This is a genomic window from Pseudomonas sp. AC252, assembly GCF_979258105.1.
On record NZ_OZ409837.1, the window covers coordinates 240,140 to 258,195 of the forward strand.

Below are 18,056 nucleotides of genomic sequence, written 5' to 3' on the forward strand. Positions count from 1 at the left end.
GAACGGGCGGCATTATGGTCGCCCGAGACTGAGCACTACAACTCGATACGCTCGACCTTGCCCACCAGCAGCACGTAGGACAAGGCACCGACCAGCGCGAGCACGGCGATGTAGGTGATCGCCGGAGCGAACGAATCGCCGCTGGCGAGGAAGCCGATCACGATCGGTGTAGCAATCGCCGAGAGGTTGCCGATGAAGTTGAATACGCCACCGGTCAGGCCGAGCAAACGCGCCGGCGCCAGTGTCGACACCAGTGACCAGGTGATCGACGCCAGACCGTTGCCGAAAAATGCCAGCGCGAGGAAGGCAATCACCAGCGGCGTCGACTCGACAAAGTTGGCGCCGATGATCGAAGTCGAAATCAGCAGCCCGCCGATGATCGGCAGCTTGCGCGCGAAGCCCACGGTGTAGCCGCGACGGATCAGGAAGTCGGAAAAGAATCCCGAGCACAACACACCGACGAACGCGGCAAGAAACGGCAGCGATGCGAGCAGACCGGACTTGATGAAGTCCATGCCGCGATATTTCACCAGATAGGTCGGAAACCAGGTGAGGAAGAACCACAGCGTCGAGTTCAGGCAGAACTGGCCGAGGTAGATGCCCCACAACTTGCGCTTGCTGAGGACGATGCCCAGATCGGTCCAGCTGAATCTGGCTTTGACCTTGGCCGCCTCGGCCTGGATATCCACCAGCCCGCCGCCTTCACGAATCAGGTCGATTTCCGCCTGGTTGGTGCCTTTGAAATCGCGCGGCTCGCGATACACCGCGTACCAGATCAGCGCCCAGAGAATGCCCACCGCGCCGGTCGCGACGAACACCATGTGCCAGCCGAATGCATGTTGCAGCCACGCCAGCACCGGGGTCAGGAAGGCCAGACCGACAAACTGCCCGGAGGTGTAGAAACCGATCGCCGTGGCGCGTTCGCGCTCAGGAAACCAGGTCGTCACCACGCGGCTGTTGATCGGATAAGCCGGTGCTTCCAGCGCACCGACGGCCATCCGCAGCACGAACAGGGCAATGAAGCTGCTGACGAAACCGAGCATCACTGTGGCCACCGACCAAAGCAGCAGCGCGACGCTGTAGAGAATGCGCGGCGGCACGCGATCGACCAGCCAGCCGCCGGGGATCTGCATCGCGGCGTAAGTCCAGCCGAAGGCGGAGAAGATCAGACCGACATGAACCGGATCGATGCCCAGTTCACTGGTCAGCGCCGGCGCGGCAATCGACAGGTTGCTACGGTCGAGGTAGTTGATGACCACGGTGATGAACAGCAACACCATGATGAAAAACCGCTTGCGGCTGGGCGTGACTAAAGACGCCTGCCCGGAGAGGGTGTGCGTTTGCATGAGAGATGCCTCTTTTTATGTTTGTTGAGGTCATGACGCAGATCTCCTCTCCCTGGAGATCAAAAACTGACTGATCGTTCCCACGCTCCGCGTGGGAATGCAGCCCGGGACGCTCCGCGTCCCAGCAGCGGACGCAGAGCGTCCATTGAGGCATTCCCACGCAGAGCGTGGGAACGATCTGATGCTAGCGAGTCAGAGACTCACCACTCGGCAAAGCTGCCATCGGCATGGCGCCAGATCGGGTTGCGCCAGCGGTGGCCGACGGCCGCACGCTCGATCACGTATTCCTCGTTGATCTCGATACCCAGCCCCGGGCCGTTCGGGATTTTGACGAAGCCTTGGTCGTAGTCGAACACCCGTGGATCCTTCACATAGTCGAGCAAGTCGTTGCTTTCGTTGTAATGGATGCCCAGGCTCTGCTCCTGGATAAACGCGTTGTAACAAACCGCGTCCAATTGCAAACACGCCGCCAGCGCGATCGGTCCCAGCGGGCAGTGCAGCGCCAGCGCGACGTCGTAGGCTTCGGCCATGTTGGCGATCTTGCGGGTTTCAGTGATGCCCCCTGCGTGGGAGGCATCCGGCTGGATAATGTCGACGTAGCCTTCGCTCAACACCCGTTTAAAGTCCCAACGCGAGAACAGCCGTTCGCCGAGGGCAATCGGCGTGCTGGTCAGCGGCGCCAGTTCTTTCAGCGCTTCATAGTTTTCACTGAGCACCGGTTCTTCGATGAACATCAGTTTGTACGGGTCGAGCTCCTTCATCAGCACCTTGGCCATCGGCTTGTGCACGCGGCCATGGAAGTCGACGCCGATGCCGACGTTCGGCCCGACCGCGTCACGCACGGCGGCGACGTTGGCCAAGGCGAGATCGACTTTCTCGAAGGTGTCAAGGAACTGCAGCTCTTCGGTACCGTTCATTTTCACCGCCGTGAAACCACGGCTCACTGCTTCTTTCGCCGCACGCGCGGTGTCGGCCGGACGGTCGCCGCCGATCCACGAGTACACACGAATCTTGTCGCGCACTTGGCCACCGAGCAGATCGCTGACCGATACGCCGAGGGCCTTGCCCTTGATGTCCCAAAGTGCCTGGTCGATACCCGCCAGCGCGCTCATGTGGATCGCGCCGCCACGGTAGAAACCGCCGCGATAGAGCACGGTCCAGATGTCTTCGATATTGCGTGGGTCTTTGCCGATCAGGTAGTCGGACAATTCTTCCACCGCAGCCGCTACGGTATGCGCGCGCCCTTCGACCACAGGCTCGCCCCAACCGGTCACGCCCTCGTCGGTTTCGACCTTGAGGAAGCACCAGCGCGGCGGAACGATGAAGGTCGTGAGTTTGGTGATTTTCATCTCTGCTCTCTTTTGTAAATGCAGCTTTTATTAGATGCAGCGCTCACAGCGCCAAAAGTCTTAACGCAGGGCTTTCCAGGCAGCCACGTAGGCCTTGGCATTGACCGCCACCTGCTCGGGTGTCATGCCCGGTTTGAACAGGCCGGAACCGAGGCCAAAACCTTTCACACCAGCGTCAATAAAGGCCTGCATGTTGTCCGGTGTAATGCCACCGACCGGCGCCAGCACCGTGCCGGCCGGCAATACCGCGAGCCAGGCTTTGACGACGGCCGGGCCCATCTGCTCGGCCGGGAACAGTTTGAGAATGTCCGCGCCCTCGGCCAATGCGGCGAAGGCTTCGGTCGGCGTGGCCACGCCGGGCGACAGGTACAGCCCCGCCGCTTTCGCCGCGCGCAACACCTTGGCATCGCTGTGCGGCATGACGATCACTTGGCCGCCAGCCGCTTTGACCTGCTCGACCTGCTCGGGGCTGAGCACGGTGCCGGCACCGATCAGGCAATCGGCGGGCAGCGCATCACGCAGGATGCGGATACTTTCGTACGGGGATGGGGAATTGAGCGGTACTTCGATGACACGAAATCCGGCGGAATACAGGACTTCTCCGACAGCCGCCGCTTCCTGCGGTTGCAGGCCACGCAGAATCGCGATCAGACCGTTTTGTGCCAGTGCTTGCTTGAGCATGTCAGGCCTCCAGTCAGGGTTAACGGGATGAGGAATCGATCAGTCCGGCGGCGCGCGCCAGGTGCCACAGGCCACGCTCGGTCGCCTGCTCGGCCAGCGTCACCTGAGCAAAGCCGCAGGCGTCGAGGGCGCGGCGATAACGCGTGCACAGTTGCGCATTACCGATGAGCACGATCGCTGGAAGGTTCGATTGATTGCGCCGGCGCCGCTGCACATTGGCAAGCGCTGCCAGCTCATGGCCGATCATCAGGCCGGAGAGATAATCCGCCTGAGCGGTCGGGCTCAGTTCACCGGTCAGGCCGAGGGTGCGGGCGCTGAACAAGGTCGAGAGCACACCGAGCTCGGCATCCGCCGACAGCGCGATTTGCACGCCGCGGTCGAACGCTTGCGCATCGAACGTCGCGCTCGGCTGCTGGGTACGGCCAAGAATGCTGTGCTCGCTGAGTACGGCGAAGACTTCGCCGGTCATGAACGTGTCGAAATGTGTGATGCGGCCATCGACCACTTCTACCCATTTCGAGTGGCTGCCGGGCAGGCCGATCAGCAGATCGTTACCCGCTTCGGCCGGAAGACTTTGCAGCACGCCGAGGACTTGGGTTTCTTCGCCCCGCATCACATTGGGCAGTCGCGAACGCTGGATCACGCCCGGGACGATATGCACCGGATTGCCGCGCAGACTGATAACGGTTTGTAGGGAATTTCCGAGATGGGCGACGTCGGCCGGCGTCTCGCAGTAAGCCGCTTCGCGCCAGCCCTGCGCACTGCCGACCATGCCGCAAGCGATCACCGGCAGATCCGGCTGCGCATCGAGCCAGTCACCGCAGGCCTCGTCAAACGCCAGTTCAAAACCGTCGGCGCATTCACTGTCGTGAATCACTCGTGGAGTCTTGGGCAACTGCATGATCCCGGACGACAGCGCACGCTGTTCCAGCACCACACCGTCCGCCGCGAGTTTGTAAGCACGTAATGAGGTCGTCCCCCAATCGAGCGCGATCAATTGCGCCTGCATCGCTTCACCTGTTTTGTTTTTGGCAGTGAGTGCGATGGACTATAAACCCGGGGGCGGGGAAATCTCAATATATAAATGTCTATCCCATATTATGGGATATGACGATCACCAAGCTAGAGGCCTTTCCAGACGAAAAGACTCAATTCCGATTAATAGCACGTGCCAAGTCAGTCGTAGGCACGCGCATGATTTCGGAAAAATACGTTTTGTAAGTAGTCGTGTGAGTTCGGAACACACAAGAAATGAAAGGTTTAGTCGCGATCCAACGACCGAGCTCTGGTCCACCGGGGAAAAATTCGGCCCCCTTTTCTCCGGTGGACTCTCTAAATATGACTTCGGCCTTGTAATCGTTTGGTGCGCCCTTTTCGTCGCGCTCAACGAGACCAAAACCGGAGCGTCTTATCGTATGCGCCACAGAAAAGTCCAGATCATCGTCCACCGCACATACTAACCCTTGGCTGATATGGGATTTGAACAACTCGAGAATTTGCACGTCGGAGTGAAAACGAATCTGATAAATCCCGGTATATTCCAGTTCCTCGACTCCGGAATAAACCAGCCTTGCTATCGGCTTGCCATGATTCATTGAACATGCGGAGCAAGCGACTAATACAAACATCAAGACAAATCGGGACACATCTTACTCCTTGAATAGATTCAATACTGACTCGTTGAAAATCTGACGAGCAGTCTTGCCATTATTCAATGGCCGCAGATACATGATATTGGCATCCGCATGGTTCACGTCTACCTGTCCCATCACATTTGGTCCGGTAGTGATTTCCCACTGTTCACCGAAGCTTGCAACTGTATCTGAAACGTTTCTTACTTTTGGTGCGGCGCGAATATTGACCCAGTACTGGGCCTTGGGCTTGGGCGGCAACCTGTAGATATTGGAAATGCCCCAAACCATCACTCCCTCGCCGACAGGATCGATGGTCATTAACATTCTTACCGTATAGCCTTTTTCTGTGAGAACAGATGAGAGGTGGGCGCCATTCCAACCTCCCAAGCTATGGCCAATGATATACACAGCGGTAGAACAGTCAGGGATTCTAGCCAGCACTTTTTCGGACAGATCTTTATCACTAATGAAATCATTATACCCAAGGGGCCATGATTCAAATTTCCCTGCAGGAAACTTCAGAGCCTTGGCATCTCTCAGAAATATTTCGCGTACTGCATCGACGTTATTATTAGGACCGCTGAAATAATAGCTTTCCTGATCTCCAGCACCGCCAATAAAGAATACAACGAAGTTTCTCAAAGATATCGCCACCTGCTTATTGGACTGGTCGGTCTTGCAGGTAAGTATGTGTGCTTTCACTTCCCTTTTCGCGTGGGGTGTTTCACTCGGTGCGCTGACTTCGGACATCACCCATCACTCCACAAATAATTTAATGGTTTCTGCCACGTGCGAGCTGACCATATGCGTGAATCCGTTTGCATCGGTTACACCGTGTTCCTCACTTCCGTCGCCTCGTTGAATGGTGTAGGCGTGATAAGGCACTGGCTGTCCAGTCGCTTCATTCGTCACTTGCAACCTGTCAGTGAAATGCACCGGCATCGGCAACAGCCCACTAAACGCAGCCCCTCCCCCACTCTGGCCGATGATCACCGTTCCCGAGCCACCGATCACGACATTGCCATGCCCACCAGTGCTATCGAGCATCGCGGCGTTCAGGCCGTTGATGAAAACAGTGCCGGAGACCGCTCCGGTGATAGGGCTGCCACACGCTGATTTATCGGTCATGCGTGCAGCAGCGAGGCCGTCGAAGAATACGTCCGGCGAGCCGGAGACAATCGGGTTGGTGCCGTGACCTGGCAGTGGGCAGGCGGTTGGGTCGGTGACGCGAGCTGCGGGTTTACCACTCAATTCAAAGCTCCTTGCTTAAGGGGTGCCGGGGATGGCTGATAGATGTCGATGTCGGTCGCGGCAAAGCGCCAGCGATTGTCGACCGGGTCGAACAGAGCATGACAATGCTCACGGCTTTCAGGTGATGTCGCGGTTTGTATGGCACGCCAGGCTTCATTGGCTTGCCAACTCAAATCGGCAGGCGTTGCATCATCAAGTTCGTTGAGCCAGGCGTTGTAGTTGCGCAGGTGATTGCGCTCGAAAGTCGATTGCAGCAAGTCGCCCATTTGCACGCCAAGGTCCAGATGATGCCTGGAGGTCCAGCGCCCCACTTCGGAGTAGACGTGCCAGCCCATCGGGATCAACGCACCGTTTTTCAACAGAGAATGGCCGGCGAGAGCGACGAAGCCGCAACAGACGTGCAGCATCAGCCAGCCTTGATGGGCGTCGATAATCGCTGTGGGATCAAAGGTTCTCAGCGCTATCACGCGGTAGTCGCCAAGGTCGGAACTGCGCGTCATCAACTCGGCATCAAGCCGCGACACGAAAGCCCGTATAGCCACGCCGCCAGTGCGCTGGGCCATGCAGAGAATTTCGACAGCCTGTCGATTCGGGTCGTCAGAAGAGCCGGTAGTTTTCACCAGACCATACAGACGCATAGACGCCTGCAGTCCGCTCATAGCTGGTCACTCATTGACGCAGCGAGGGCTCCACAGGCGCGGAGAAATTTTGCCAGATGCATTGCAAGTGTCGTCCGTGAGCGCGCAAAAATGGCGCACAGAATGCCGGACTAGAGCGGTGGCGACAACTGAATCAGCAGTAGATTGCCATCATTGTGCTCAGCCCTCGGCAAATTCGCGCAACACCTTGCCATCCATGCGATACCGCACCCACTCCTCCTGCGGTTGTGCGCCGAGGGATTTGTAGAATTCGATGGCCGGGGTGTTCCATTCCAGCACGCTCCATTCGAAGCGGCCGCAGTCGTTGGCGCAGGCGATTTTTGCCAGGTGGCGCAGCAGGGTTTTGCCGGCGCCGCCGCCGCGTTGTTCGGGGGTGATGTAGAGGTCTTCGAGGTACAGGCAGTTGCTGCCCAGCCAGGTCGAATAACTGAAGAAGAACACCGCGAAGCCGATCGGCAAGCCGTCGCGCAGGCAGATCAGGCCGTGGGCGGTGGCGCCTTCGCCGAACAGGCTGCGTTCGATGTCGGCGACGCTGGCGATGACTTCGTGACGGGCCTTTTCGAAATCGGCGAGTTCGGTGATGAAGGCGAGGATCTGCGGTGCATCGCTGGGGGTCGCCGGGCGGATTTCGATCGTCATGGACGGGCCTTGTGTGCAAATTAAAGCGCCATACTAAGGCGCGCAGCGGCGCTCGTCACATGGCAAAACGGGATTAATGTACAGTCATTGCCAACACCGCGGGACTGTGTGGGAGCGAGCTTGCTCGCGAAAGCGGTGGATCAGGCGCTATCTGTTTCCCCTGACCGGACGCCTTCGCGAGCAAGCTCGCTCCCACAGGTACCAAGCCAACCTGAAAGGAATCTGATGAGCCTTAATGCATTCGTGCCGATGACGACCCTTGCGGCGCAGTTGCTGCCCCACGCACTCGAACCCTCGGACGACGGCGCCCATGACCTCGCCCATTTGCAGCGGGTCTGGCACACCGCACGCACCCTGCATGCAACCGAAGGCGGCGATCTCGAGGTTTTGCTCGCAGCGGTGCTGTTGCACGACTGCGTATCGGTCGAAAAAACTCGCCGCTACGCTCGCAGGCTTCGCGTCTGGCAGCGGAAAAAGCTTCGTCCGTTCTGAAGGAGATGGACTGGCCTCGCGAAAAAACCATCAGCGTCGCCCACGCCATCGAAGCCCACAGCTTCTCCGCCAACATCGCCCCGCTGACCCTCGAAGCGAAAATCGTGCAGGACGCCGACCGCCTCGACTCGCTGGGCATGCTCGGCGTCGCCCGCACCTTCTACGTCGCCGGGCGCATGGGCTCGGCCATTTACGATCCGCAAGACCCCGAGGCGCAGCACCGCGAATACGACGACACACGCTTCTGCCTGGACCACTTCCAGACCAAACTGCTGCACCTCGCCGAGGGTTTTCAGACCGCCACCGGCCAGCGCCTGGCGTGGGTTCGACATCAGCGCTTGAAGGATTTCATGGAGCAGTTCAAGGAAGAAATCGGCATCGTCTGATCCTTTACTCCGGCAAAGCGCGATCCTGACTTCAGCAACCTCACACCTGACGCGCACGTTCTCCGTGATAAACAGACAAGGTTAATTCCCCCGCTCAAGGAAGCGCGCCATGTCCCATGTAACACCCAAGGTGTCAGGCAAACTGTTCGGTCTGTTCTGTCTCGCCAGTTATCTGCTGTCGCTGTCATATGGCACGACGTTTTTGCTGGCGCTATTGATCGGTGCGCGCGGCGGCAATGAACATGACGCGGGCACGGTGATTTCGGCGGCGATGCTCAGTACCTTTGTTGCCGTACTGGGCTGTGGTCATCTGGCGGATCTGCTCGGCGCGGCGCGCTCGATTGGCGTGTTCGCCCTGTTGCTGGTGGCGGCGAGTCTGGGCTTTGCGATGACATCGGGGTTCGGTTACGGGCTGCTGTTTTTCGGTTTGCTGCTGGGATTGGGTTGGGGCGTGTTCTACACCCTGGGGCCGATCATCGTTGCCAATCTGGTGGTCCCGGCTCAGCGCGCGAAATATTTCGCTTTGCTGTCCGGCAGCATGATGAGCGGGATCGGCAGCGGACCATTGTTCGGAAGGGCGGCCAGTGCACTGGATTTACCGCTCGCTTCAGCCTTTTATCTGGCTGCGCTGGCGAGCTTCGTCGGCGCGCTGCTGTTCTGGCGACTTGCTCCGAGACTGACCCCATCGCAAACCACCACAGCGAAAATCACTTGGCGCGCGACCACTCAAGTCTTCAGCTCACAGGCCTTGCTGCCGATCATCATGGTCGGTCTGGGCGGTTGTGTGTTTGGCGGGTTGTCGAGTTTCCAGACCAGCTACGCCGCCGTGCGAGCGCTGGATTATTCGTGGTTTTTCGTGGGGTTCATGGGCGCGGCGATCAGCAGCCGGATGTTGATCGCAGGCTACGTGATCAAGCGCGATCCGTTACGCGCCTCGTGCCTGCTGTCGGGTGTGATGCTCGCGTCGGTCATGCTCTTCGCGTTCGGCGTCAACGGCGGCCTCAGCTATCTGCTGGCGGCGGTCATGCTCGGCGTCGGTTACGGGCTGACCTATTCGGTGATTAACGGCCTCGCCGCCAACGAAGCACCTGATGGCACCACTTCCCAAGCACTGCTGCTGTTCAGTCTCGCATACTTTATCGGGGTGTTCGGTTTCCCGTTGCTCGCCGGCAAACTCATCGTCGAGCAAGGCATGGCGTCATTGCTGCTGACGTTGTTGGGTGTGGCGCTGGCGAACTGGTTGATCACTATCGGCCGCCTGCTATGGCGCCGATTCACTGCAAAAACCCAAGGCCGAGGCCGACCGTTCGTCGATCCTCAGGCACCAATCCGTCATAAGGGCTGACCAACCCAGTGTAAGGATTCCAATCACTGGAGAAGCCCTATGATCCCGTCAAGGTTGACCGCTTTAGTCTTCAGCGCCCTGCTCTGCCCTGCGGTGTTCGCCGCCTCGTCCACGGCAGCGGGCACTGGCCCTACCGATCCGACCCCGCCACGCGCGCCCGCCATCAACAGTGCCCCCGGAATGAACACCGATGGTTCCGGCGTGCCGTTGATTAATCAGCCACCCGCCACTGGCACCGATCCGCGTACTCAGGGCAGCGATCCGGGGCGTCAGGGCGGCATGAACACGCCTGACACTCCTGCCACTGCGCCTGACAATGCCGGCCCCGGTGTCGGTTCGAAAACCACCACAGGTGGCTCCGGTTCCGAAGGTGCCGGTCAGTAGTTCGCCGACGCGAGCGCCCTATTCACTCCCATGAAGAGGTAACCATGAACGTCGACAAAGACCTGGAAAAAGAAGTCCTCACCCGCCTGCTGCACGCGCATCCCAACGGCTTGGGCAAGGAGGTGCTGGACAATTACCGGGGCGAGAAAGTCGTGGCCAGCGCCCTCGCCGCCCTGCAGGATCGCGGGCTGATTCATCATGGTCATGTGACCTTGAGCGAAGCGGGCGAACACTCGCTGAACCTGCCGATCAAGCTCAGTTCTGCCGGCGTCGAAGCGGCGCGCAAACTGGATCTGCAGTAGTGCCACGCCGCTCGCCGTCGAAGCGGCGAGCGGCCGGATCCGCAACTTGAGGAGAAATCCCATGCCTCGTGGAAGCAAAGACAAATACACCAGTGAACAGAAACGCAAGGCCGAGCACATCGAAGACAGCTATGAGAAAAAAGGCGTGTCGCAAGATGAAGCTGAGGCTCGCGCTTGGGCGACGGTAAACAAACAGTCCGGTGGTGGTGAGAAGTCCGGCGGCTCGGGGCGCAAGAAGCCTGCGAGTGCCAAGTCGGAAGATCGCAAAGAGTCATCGCGGCGCGCGGTGGCGAGTCGCAAGGGCCATTCGCGCAACAGCGAAACTTCGAAGGACACGCAGACTGTCGACAGCCTGATGAAGGAAGCCCGAGCGAAGAACATTCCTGGGCGCTCGTCGATGCGCAAGCAGGAGTTGATCGAGGCGTTGCGCAAGGCTGGCTAGGTCCAGATCTTTCAGCGTATGTGATGGCCCTATCGCGAGCAGGCTCACTACTACAGTTGGAATGCGTTCCCCTGTAGGAGTGAGCCTGCTCGCGAAAGCCATTTATCAGTCACCGCAGGACGCGCGGATAAAAGCATCCACCTCCGCCGTTCCCGGCGATGTCGCCGGCCCCCAGCGCGTCACCGCCAGTGCCGCCGCCGCATTGGCCCGCCGCGCCGCTTCCGGTGCCTCCAACCCCTGCGCCAATCCGGCCATAAACACCCCGGCATGCGCATCACCAGCGCCATTACTGTCCACTGCTTTCACAGCAAACCCCGGCACCTGTCGACGCTCGCCACGCTGTTGAATCCAGCAACCCTGCGGTCCATCGCGCACCACCATCAGCACATTTTCCGGTAGCAGTTCCACGAGGCGATCCATCGCGATACCAATCTCATCGGCTCCGGTAAACCGCAGCGCCTCGACACTGTTGCTGGTCCACACATCAATGCGCGGCAGCAACGCCTGCATCATTGGCGCATCGGGCGACTCCACCAACGGCCCCGGGTCGAACACCACATGGACCGCCGCCGGCAGCGCCAGCGTCCAGTCGAGCAACGCCTGCGCCTTGCCTTCGTGCAGCAGGCTGTAACCGCTGAGATAAACGTAATCGCCAGGCTCGGCAGCCACGCTGTTCAAATCGTCCTCGGTCACCTCGCCTTCGGCGCCGATGTAGGAAATGAAACTGCGTTCAGCTGAGGCATCGGTCAGCGCCACGCACAAACCAGTGTCGCGCTCGGCCGGTTCGCGGATGCCGATGCCGATACCTTCCGCCTGCATCGCTTGGCGCGCCAGGTCACCGAAACGCCCCGTGCCATGGCGACCGAGGTAAACCACCGGCAGACCGTTACGCACCGCAGCGGCCATCACGTTGAAACCGCCGCCGGCTTCGAACCCCGCCGACTGCGCCAGCACGTCGCCGCCAATCTGCGGCAGTTTTTCCACGGCCATGACCAGGTCGATAATGACCTGGCCGGTGTGCAACATCTTAGGCATGAGCATTCTCGGGTTGCGCGGCGCGACGATCTTTCGCGCCGCCCAGTATCAGGTAAAGGCCACCAGCGACGACGAAGGTCACGATCCAGCCGAGGCCGTTGTGACCCAGCCAGGAGTCGGACAGAAAGCCCTTGAACCAGACGTTTTCCGCTGTGGTGCCGATGGTGGTGAAGCTGAAACCGAGGACGATGGCGATCGCCCACGCGCCGAATGCGCGCCACTCGATGCCGCCGCGATACCAGTAGGCGCTGCTCGGGCTGACGTCGAGCAGGTCGTTGGGGCTGTAGTAGTGACGATGAATCAGGTCGACCACGAAGATCCCAACCCACGCAGTGATCGGCACCGCCAGCAGGGAAATGAAGGTAATGAACGGACCGTAGAAACTGTCGGCGATCAGCATGAAGTAGATCGAGCCGGCGAAGATCGCGACGATGTCGACCACCACCGCATAGACGCGTTTGACCTTCAGGCCCAGTGTCAGCGTGGTCAGGCCGGCGGAGTACACCGACAGGTTGTTCGACAGCAGCAGACCGCCGAACGCGGTGATCAGGTACGGCACGGCCATCCACGTCGGCAGCATGTCGCGGATCGCCACGATCGGGTCAGTCGCCGACGCCAGGTCATTGTTGCCCACCGACAACAAGCCACCGAGGGTGATCAGCAGCACCAGCGGAATCCCTGCGCCGAACGCCGCCGACGCCACCAGGCGCACAGCCTTGACGCTGCGATGCTGATAGCGCGACATGTCGGCACCAGCGTTGGCCCAGCCGATGCCGGTGCCGGCGGCCATGGTGCCGATGCCGATGATCATTGCGCTCAGCGGTGCTGGCGTGGCGTTGAACACCGCGCTCCAGTCGATCGTCGCGCAGAGAAAACCGCCGACGAGAATGTTCAGCGCACCGAACACGTACGTCGCCCACTTCTGGATCACCAGCAGGGTCGCGTGGCCGAGGCCGGACACCGACAAGGTCAGCAGGACGAAGATGGCGATGAAGATCAGCGTCAGTATCGGCGCACTTTTCGCCTCGACCGGCGAGCCGAACAGAATCGAACACAGCGACAGCAGCACGAAGGCTGCGGTGGTGGTATTGACGGTTTCCCAACCCAGACGCGACATCAGCGAAACCAGCGTCGGGCCGATGTTGCCGCGCACGCCGAAGATTGCTCGCGATAGCGTCAGGCTCGGCGCGCGGCCACGACGCCCGGCAATCGAAATGATCCCGACCACGGCAAACGAACCGGCGGCGCCGAGGATGGCGACGATGATCGCCTGCCAGATCGCCAGCCCGCGAAACGCCACCAGCGTGGCGCCCAGCGGCAGGCCGAGGATGGAAATATTGGCCGCAAACCAGACCCAGAACAGCTGCAACGGATGACCGTTGCACTCGGCTTCCGGCACCGGCTCGATGCCCCGGGTTTCCAATTGCCCGACGGTTTGCCCGGCGGTTGATGAACTCATGAAGATGCTCCTGTTTGCCTTTTTTGTGGTTGTGGCAATGATGCAAAACGACAAGACAACCGGCCTTCCGAGGCCTGTCTGTGCGATCCATTGCTGTGTGAATTCTTTAGAAATGCGCCGCCCCTTTCGCGAGCAGGCTCGCTCCCACAAGGGAATGCATTCCAATTGTGGGAGCGAGCCTGCTCGCGAAGAGGCCAGCCAGTCAACGCAAGGCCAACAGCCCCTGTACCAACGGCTCAAGCTGCAGATGATTAACAGCTTTCACCGTCTCGATCATCTGCTCCGGCCAGCACTCAAGGCCCAGGCAGGCCCCGAGCATGGCGCCGAGAATCGCCGCGATGGTATCCGTGTCGCCACCGAGGCTGGCGGCCATGCACAACGCCTCGAATGCCGTCATCTCACCGATGGCCACTTGTTGGGCCAGGGCGAATGAAACCACCACCGACTCCTGCGACGCCACCGATGTACCGATCACGTCGTAGAGCAGATCCGCCAGCAGTGCTTTGTCACTGTCGACGCTGATACTGCGCGCCCAACTGATGCGCGACGCCATGCGCCCGCCAGCGACCCAGTGCCCGTGGGCTTCAGCCTGCTGGGCGATCTGCTGGCCGAGGTTCAGCGCCTCGCCCAGATCAACGCCGTTGATGCCAGCGGAGACCACCGCCGCCACCGCCGCCGCACTGGAAATTCCCAGCGTGGTGTTATGCGTCACTTGGCACGCTTGCACGACCGCCGCAATGAAGCGCTGCGGATCGGCCACGTTCACAGCAATCCCCACCGGGGTGATGCGCATGGCTGCGCCATTGGTGGTGCCGTAGCGCCCGGCTTCTTCCGGGGAGTGCCCGGCGAGGATCATTTCAATGGCGCGTTTGGTCGAGGGGCCGAGCAAGTCCTGCGAGCCTTTGGCCTGCATCTCGGCTTCCCATTCGATCAAGCGCTGAGCGAGGACCGCCGGCTCAATGCGGCCTTGGCCTTCGACCAGTAATTCGCCGACCAGGATCGCCTGCTCGGTGTCATCGGTGATCGAGCCTTTGGGCATGTTCGCGGCGATCGGTTGCAAGGGACCTGCGTCCTGCAGATCAGTGATCTGGCCGAAGCGCGCTTTGATCGTTTCGCGGTTGAGCGACTGCGTCGGCATGCCCAACGCATCACCCAGGGCCAGACCATAGAAAGCGCCAAGCGCACGATTGAGCGCGGTCATTTCGATTCTCCGAATTGCAGGTGCAGACGAAAGTGCACCGGGTCGAGCAGGCTTTCGACCTGTTCCATGAAACGGTTCTGCCGGTCGTAAGTAGTGCGCAACGCTTTGAGAAACACCGTGCCGACCGGGCGACCGAGCAGCTCGGCGTCTTCGGCATTCAGCGGCTCGGCGCCGATCCACTGATCGCCGCGCTCGCCGATGTAGCCGTAGGCGGCCAGGGTGATAGTCAGGGAATTGTCGATCAAACCGACGCGAGGCAGGCTTTCCAGGCCGCCGTTGGCCGGCATCAAGGATCGTTCCAGAGACACCAGCGTACCGTCGGTGGCGCGCCGGCGACGATCGAGGGTGATGAATTGATCGGTGCCAAAACGCACCAGCAGATCCGGGCGGGTCACGGCTTCGAGGCGCAAGACTTCGGTATTGATCAGCGCCCCGCTGTCGGCCAGCGCCTGCGCCCAGCCGCTGCGCTGATCCAGCGCGACACCGTCGAAGGTGACGATGGAGCCGACACCGCTCTGCGTGGCGATGTATTTACGCCGCTTCAGTTCGGCCAGCGCCTCACGCAAGGTGCCACGGCTGACCTGGAATTCTTGAGCCAACTGATGTTCGCCGGGCAACAGAAAGCCGTCCTCCATGAGGCCGCTTTCGATGCGTCGGACGAGCTCGTCGACCACCCGTTGTTTCTTGTCGAATCGTACCTGTCTAATCATGTACAAATTGATAACCGAAACGGTCGCTGACGAGCAAGAATTATTTAATGGAGATGACAAAAGGCAGGAATGGCGCGATCAACTGTGGGAGCGAGCCTGCGCGCGAAGGCGGGATCCCTGACACATCAGTGCTGGATGTGCCAATGCCTTCGCGAGCAGGCTCGCTCCCACAGGGAAGTGCTTGTGTCAGCGCTGTTTCAAGCGGTCGATGACCACGGCCAGCAACAGAATCGAACCACGAATCATATACTGATAAAACGTATCGATGTTCTTCAGGTTCATCGCATTCTCGATGATCGCCAGAATCAACACCCCGGCAATCACATGGCGGATCATGCCGATACCGCCACTCAGCGAAACCCCGCCCAATACGCAGGCAGAAATCACCGTCAGTTCAAAACCCTGACCAATCATCGGCTGCCCGGAAGTCATCCGCGACGCCAGAATCACACCCGCCAGCGCACCGATCACACCGTGCACGGCGAAGATGATGATCTTGGTCCGGTCAACGTTGACGCCCGCCAGCAGCGCCGCTTCCTGATTGCCACCGATGGCCATGGTGTTGCGCCCATAGGTGGTGTAGTTCAGCAGCCAGCCGAAAAACAGGAAGCAGACAATGGTGATCAGGATCGGCACCGGCACACCGAACAGCTGGCCGTTACCGAAGACGAAGAACGACTCCTGCGACACACCGACCGCTTTACCGTTGGCAAAAATATAGGCCAGGCCGCGCACGATCTGCATGGTCGCCAGCGTCGTGATCAAGGCATTGACGCGCAATTTGGCAATCACGATGCCGTTGATCAAACCAACGATCAGGCCCATCACCAATGCCGCGCTGACCCCAAGGAACACGCTGTTGGTGTCGCGCATCACCACCGCCGCGACGACGCCGGCACAGGCGATCACCGAACCGACCGAGAGGTCGAAGTGCCCGGATGCCAGGCAATAAAGCATGGTGCACGCGGCGATACCGGTGGTGGAAATCGCCAGGCCCAGGCCACGCATGTTCAGCGGCGAAAGGAAGTTGTCGATCAGCAACGTGCAGGCGACAAAAATGCCCACGGCCGCCAGCAGCATGACCCAGTCGTCGAGGAAGCGCCGCATGTCCAGCGGTTTGCGCTCTTTGGGCAGGGTTTCGTTTTGGGTTGTCATCATAGTCACCTCTCAGTTCGCCACGCCGTCAGCGCGGTGGCGTGGCAAAGCCAGTTGCAGCAGGTTGGATTCATTGGCCTGGTCGCGGCTGACTTCGCCGCGCAGGGCGCCCTCGCACAGCACCAGGATGCGGTCGGAAATACCCATCACTTCCATCAGGTCGCTGGACACCACGATCACCGAAATACCGTCAGCGGCGAGGTTATGGATGATCTGGTAGATCTCGGCCTTGGCGCCGATGTCGATGCCTCGGGTCGGTTCGTCGAGCAGCAGGACTTTCATCGGCATCGACAGCCAGCGGCCGAGGATGGCCTTCTGTTGATTGCCGCCGGAGAGAAATTTGATCTGCTGGCCGGCGTGCGGGGTTTTCACTTTCAGGGCTTTGATCTGCTTGTCGGCGTTACCCTTTTCCCACAAACCGCGAATCAGGCAGCCGAGCCCGGAATGCGCACCACGGGCACTGATGTTGATGTTCTCGGCGACGCTGGCCAAGGGGATGATGCCTTCCTTCTTGCGATCTTCCGGGCAGAGCAGAATGCCGGCAGCAATCGCGTCACGCGGCGAGCGCAGTTTCAGCTCATGACCGCGCAGTTCGAGGCGTCCGGCGGTGTTGCGCTCCAGCCCACTGAGCAGGCGGAACAGCTCGGTGCGCCCTGCCCCGACCAGTCCGAACAGGCCTAGGATTTCGCCTTTGTGCGCTTCGAAACTGATCGGCTCGCGCAAGCCCGGACCGAGCAGGCCGTCGACTTTCAACGCCACGGCGCCACGCGGGCGATGGCGGTAATCGTAGATGTCCTGAATGTCGCGACCAACCATGCAGGTCACCAGTTGATCGTGGGTCAACTGACTCATGTCATCGAAGGTGCGCACGTAGCGGCCGTCCTTGAACACGGTGACGGCGTCGCAGATACGGAAGACTTCTTCCATGCGATGGGACACGTAGAGCACCACTTTGCCTTCGTCGCGCAGGCGACCGATGATCGCCATCAAGCGATCGATCTCGCGCGCCGAGAGGCTACTGGTCGGTTCGTCGAAAGCGATGACGTGGGCGCCGCGCGACAGCGCCTTGGCGATTTCCACCAATTGCCGCTGACCCAGCGACAAGCGCCCGACCTTGGTTTGCGGATCGATTTCGTCGGCCAGGCCTTTCAGGCAATTCAAGGCTTTCTGGCGCAGCTCACCGCGATTGATCAAGCCGAAACTGGCCGGCAGATGGCCGAGAAACAGGTTTTCGGCAACGGTCATTTCCGGAACCAGATGCAGTTCCTGGTGAATCACCGCAACGCCGCTGCCGATGCTGTCGGCAGTGGACTTGAACGCCATCGCCTGCTCGCCGATCTGCAGCTCGCCGCTGCTCGGAATGTAGGCGCCACCGAGGATTTTCAGCAGGGTCGATTTGCCCGCGCCGTTCTCGCCCATCAAGGCATGAACCTGGCCGGGGTGGGCGACGAAGCTGATGCCGTCGAGCGCTTTCACGCCGGGAAAGGTCTTGCCGATCCCGTTGAAGCGCAGGCTGCCGCTGGCGCCATGTTGTTCTTGTGTCTGTACTTGCGCGTGCATAAAGCCACCTCTTCACACCGAAAAAC

The 18,056-nt window shown here is 60.1% G+C and carries 19 protein-coding genes and 1 pseudogene; 5 read left to right on the plus strand and 15 right to left on the minus strand.

Annotated elements, in window-relative coordinates; all coding sequences use genetic code 11:
* Positions 1-35: 35 nt before the first annotated feature.
* From ACZZZ4_RS01100 to ACZZZ4_RS01140, 9 genes are all read right to left on the minus strand, one after another.
* A complete protein-coding gene (locus ACZZZ4_RS01100; RefSeq protein ID WP_130888462.1) occupies positions 36-1,346 on the minus strand; it encodes an MFS transporter in 1,311 nt (436 codons plus the stop codon).
* Between the two features lie 200 nt (positions 1,347-1,546).
* Positions 1,547-2,695, minus strand: coding sequence for a galactonate dehydratase (gene dgoD / locus ACZZZ4_RS01105; protein WP_463547065.1), 1,149 nt, complete (start codon positions 2,693-2,695; stop codon positions 1,547-1,549).
* 60 nt (positions 2,696-2,755) lie between these two features.
* Complete coding sequence (locus tag ACZZZ4_RS01110) at positions 2,756-3,376, minus strand: 2-dehydro-3-deoxy-6-phosphogalactonate aldolase (RefSeq protein WP_463547066.1); 621 nt, start codon at positions 3,374-3,376, stop codon at positions 2,756-2,758.
* Positions 3,377-3,395: 19 nt separating this feature from the next.
* Positions 3,396-4,385, minus strand: coding sequence for a 2-dehydro-3-deoxygalactonokinase (locus ACZZZ4_RS01115; RefSeq protein WP_463547067.1), 990 nt, complete (start codon positions 4,383-4,385; stop codon positions 3,396-3,398).
* Between the two features lie 139 nt (positions 4,386-4,524).
* Positions 4,525-5,022, minus strand: a complete 498-nt coding sequence (locus ACZZZ4_RS01120; protein ID WP_463547068.1) for a hypothetical protein — start codon at positions 5,020-5,022, stop codon at positions 4,525-4,527.
* 3 nt (positions 5,023-5,025) lie between these two features.
* Positions 5,026-5,760 carry an alpha/beta hydrolase gene (locus tag ACZZZ4_RS01125; protein ID WP_415761826.1) on the minus strand — a complete coding sequence of 245 codons (735 nt, stop codon included), beginning with the start codon at positions 5,758-5,760 and terminating at the stop codon, positions 5,026-5,028.
* Positions 5,761-5,766: 6 nt separating this feature from the next.
* Positions 5,767-6,261 (minus strand): PAAR domain-containing protein, encoded by a 495-nt coding sequence (locus ACZZZ4_RS01130; protein ID WP_041479413.1) that lies wholly within the window; start codon positions 6,259-6,261, stop codon positions 5,767-5,769.
* Complete coding sequence (locus ACZZZ4_RS01135) at positions 6,258-6,920, minus strand: hypothetical protein (RefSeq protein ID WP_463547069.1); 663 nt, start codon at positions 6,918-6,920, stop codon at positions 6,258-6,260. The genes ACZZZ4_RS01130 and ACZZZ4_RS01135 overlap by 4 nt, the downstream gene beginning before the upstream one ends.
* 159 nt (positions 6,921-7,079) lie before the next feature.
* Positions 7,080-7,559: a GNAT family N-acetyltransferase gene (locus ACZZZ4_RS01140; protein WP_041479417.1), complete on the minus strand. Its 480-nt coding sequence runs from the start codon at positions 7,557-7,559 to the stop codon at positions 7,080-7,082.
* A 225-nt stretch (positions 7,560-7,784) separates the two neighbouring features.
* Between ACZZZ4_RS01140 and ACZZZ4_RS01145 the strand changes: the two are divergent.
* From ACZZZ4_RS01145 to ACZZZ4_RS01165, 5 genes and pseudogenes are all read left to right on the plus strand, one after another.
* Positions 7,785-8,437: pseudogene (locus tag ACZZZ4_RS01145) on the plus strand (HD domain-containing protein).
* Positions 8,438-8,546: 109 nt separating this feature from the next.
* Positions 8,547-9,782 carry an MFS transporter gene (locus tag ACZZZ4_RS01150; RefSeq protein WP_463547070.1) on the plus strand — a complete coding sequence of 412 codons (1,236 nt, stop codon included), beginning with the start codon at positions 8,547-8,549 and terminating at the stop codon, positions 9,780-9,782.
* Positions 9,783-9,821: 39 nt separating this feature from the next.
* Positions 9,822-10,166 carry a hypothetical protein gene (locus tag ACZZZ4_RS01155; protein WP_463547071.1) on the plus strand — a complete coding sequence of 115 codons (345 nt, stop codon included), beginning with the start codon at positions 9,822-9,824 and terminating at the stop codon, positions 10,164-10,166.
* Positions 10,167-10,210: 44 nt separating this feature from the next.
* Positions 10,211-10,468: a hypothetical protein gene (locus ACZZZ4_RS01160; RefSeq protein ID WP_024013907.1), complete on the plus strand. Its 258-nt coding sequence runs from the start codon at positions 10,211-10,213 to the stop codon at positions 10,466-10,468.
* Between the two features lie 61 nt (positions 10,469-10,529).
* Positions 10,530-10,910: a Rho termination factor N-terminal domain-containing protein gene (locus ACZZZ4_RS01165; protein ID WP_463547072.1), complete on the plus strand. Its 381-nt coding sequence runs from the start codon at positions 10,530-10,532 to the stop codon at positions 10,908-10,910.
* Positions 10,911-11,015: 105 nt separating this feature from the next.
* On the opposite strand, the gene ACZZZ4_RS01170 is transcribed toward ACZZZ4_RS01165, so the two are convergent.
* From ACZZZ4_RS01170 to araG, 6 genes are all read right to left on the minus strand, one after another.
* The gene (locus tag ACZZZ4_RS01170; RefSeq protein WP_463547073.1) at positions 11,016-11,945 is read right to left on the minus strand and encodes a PfkB family carbohydrate kinase; all 930 of its coding nucleotides are present in this window, start codon (positions 11,943-11,945) and stop codon (positions 11,016-11,018) included.
* Positions 11,938-13,404, minus strand: a complete 1,467-nt coding sequence (locus ACZZZ4_RS01175; RefSeq protein WP_463547074.1) for a purine-cytosine permease family protein — start codon at positions 13,402-13,404, stop codon at positions 11,938-11,940. Before ACZZZ4_RS01175 ends, ACZZZ4_RS01170 begins: the two co-directional genes overlap by 8 nt.
* Positions 13,405-13,606: 202 nt before the next feature.
* A complete protein-coding gene (locus tag ACZZZ4_RS01180; RefSeq protein WP_463547075.1) occupies positions 13,607-14,605 on the minus strand; it encodes an ADP-ribosylglycohydrolase family protein in 999 nt (332 codons plus the stop codon).
* Positions 14,602-15,315, minus strand: coding sequence for a GntR family transcriptional regulator (locus tag ACZZZ4_RS01185; RefSeq protein ID WP_129997374.1), 714 nt, complete (start codon positions 15,313-15,315; stop codon positions 14,602-14,604). Before ACZZZ4_RS01185 ends, ACZZZ4_RS01180 begins: the two co-directional genes overlap by 4 nt.
* 186 nt (positions 15,316-15,501) lie before the next feature.
* A complete protein-coding gene (gene araH, locus ACZZZ4_RS01190) occupies positions 15,502-16,470 on the minus strand; it encodes an L-arabinose ABC transporter permease AraH (RefSeq protein ID WP_463547076.1) in 969 nt (322 codons plus the stop codon).
* 12 nt (positions 16,471-16,482) lie between these two features.
* Positions 16,483-18,030 carry an L-arabinose ABC transporter ATP-binding protein AraG gene (araG, locus tag ACZZZ4_RS01195; RefSeq protein WP_236168407.1) on the minus strand — a complete coding sequence of 516 codons (1,548 nt, stop codon included), beginning with the start codon at positions 18,028-18,030 and terminating at the stop codon, positions 16,483-16,485.
* Positions 18,031-18,056 lie beyond the last annotated feature (26 nt).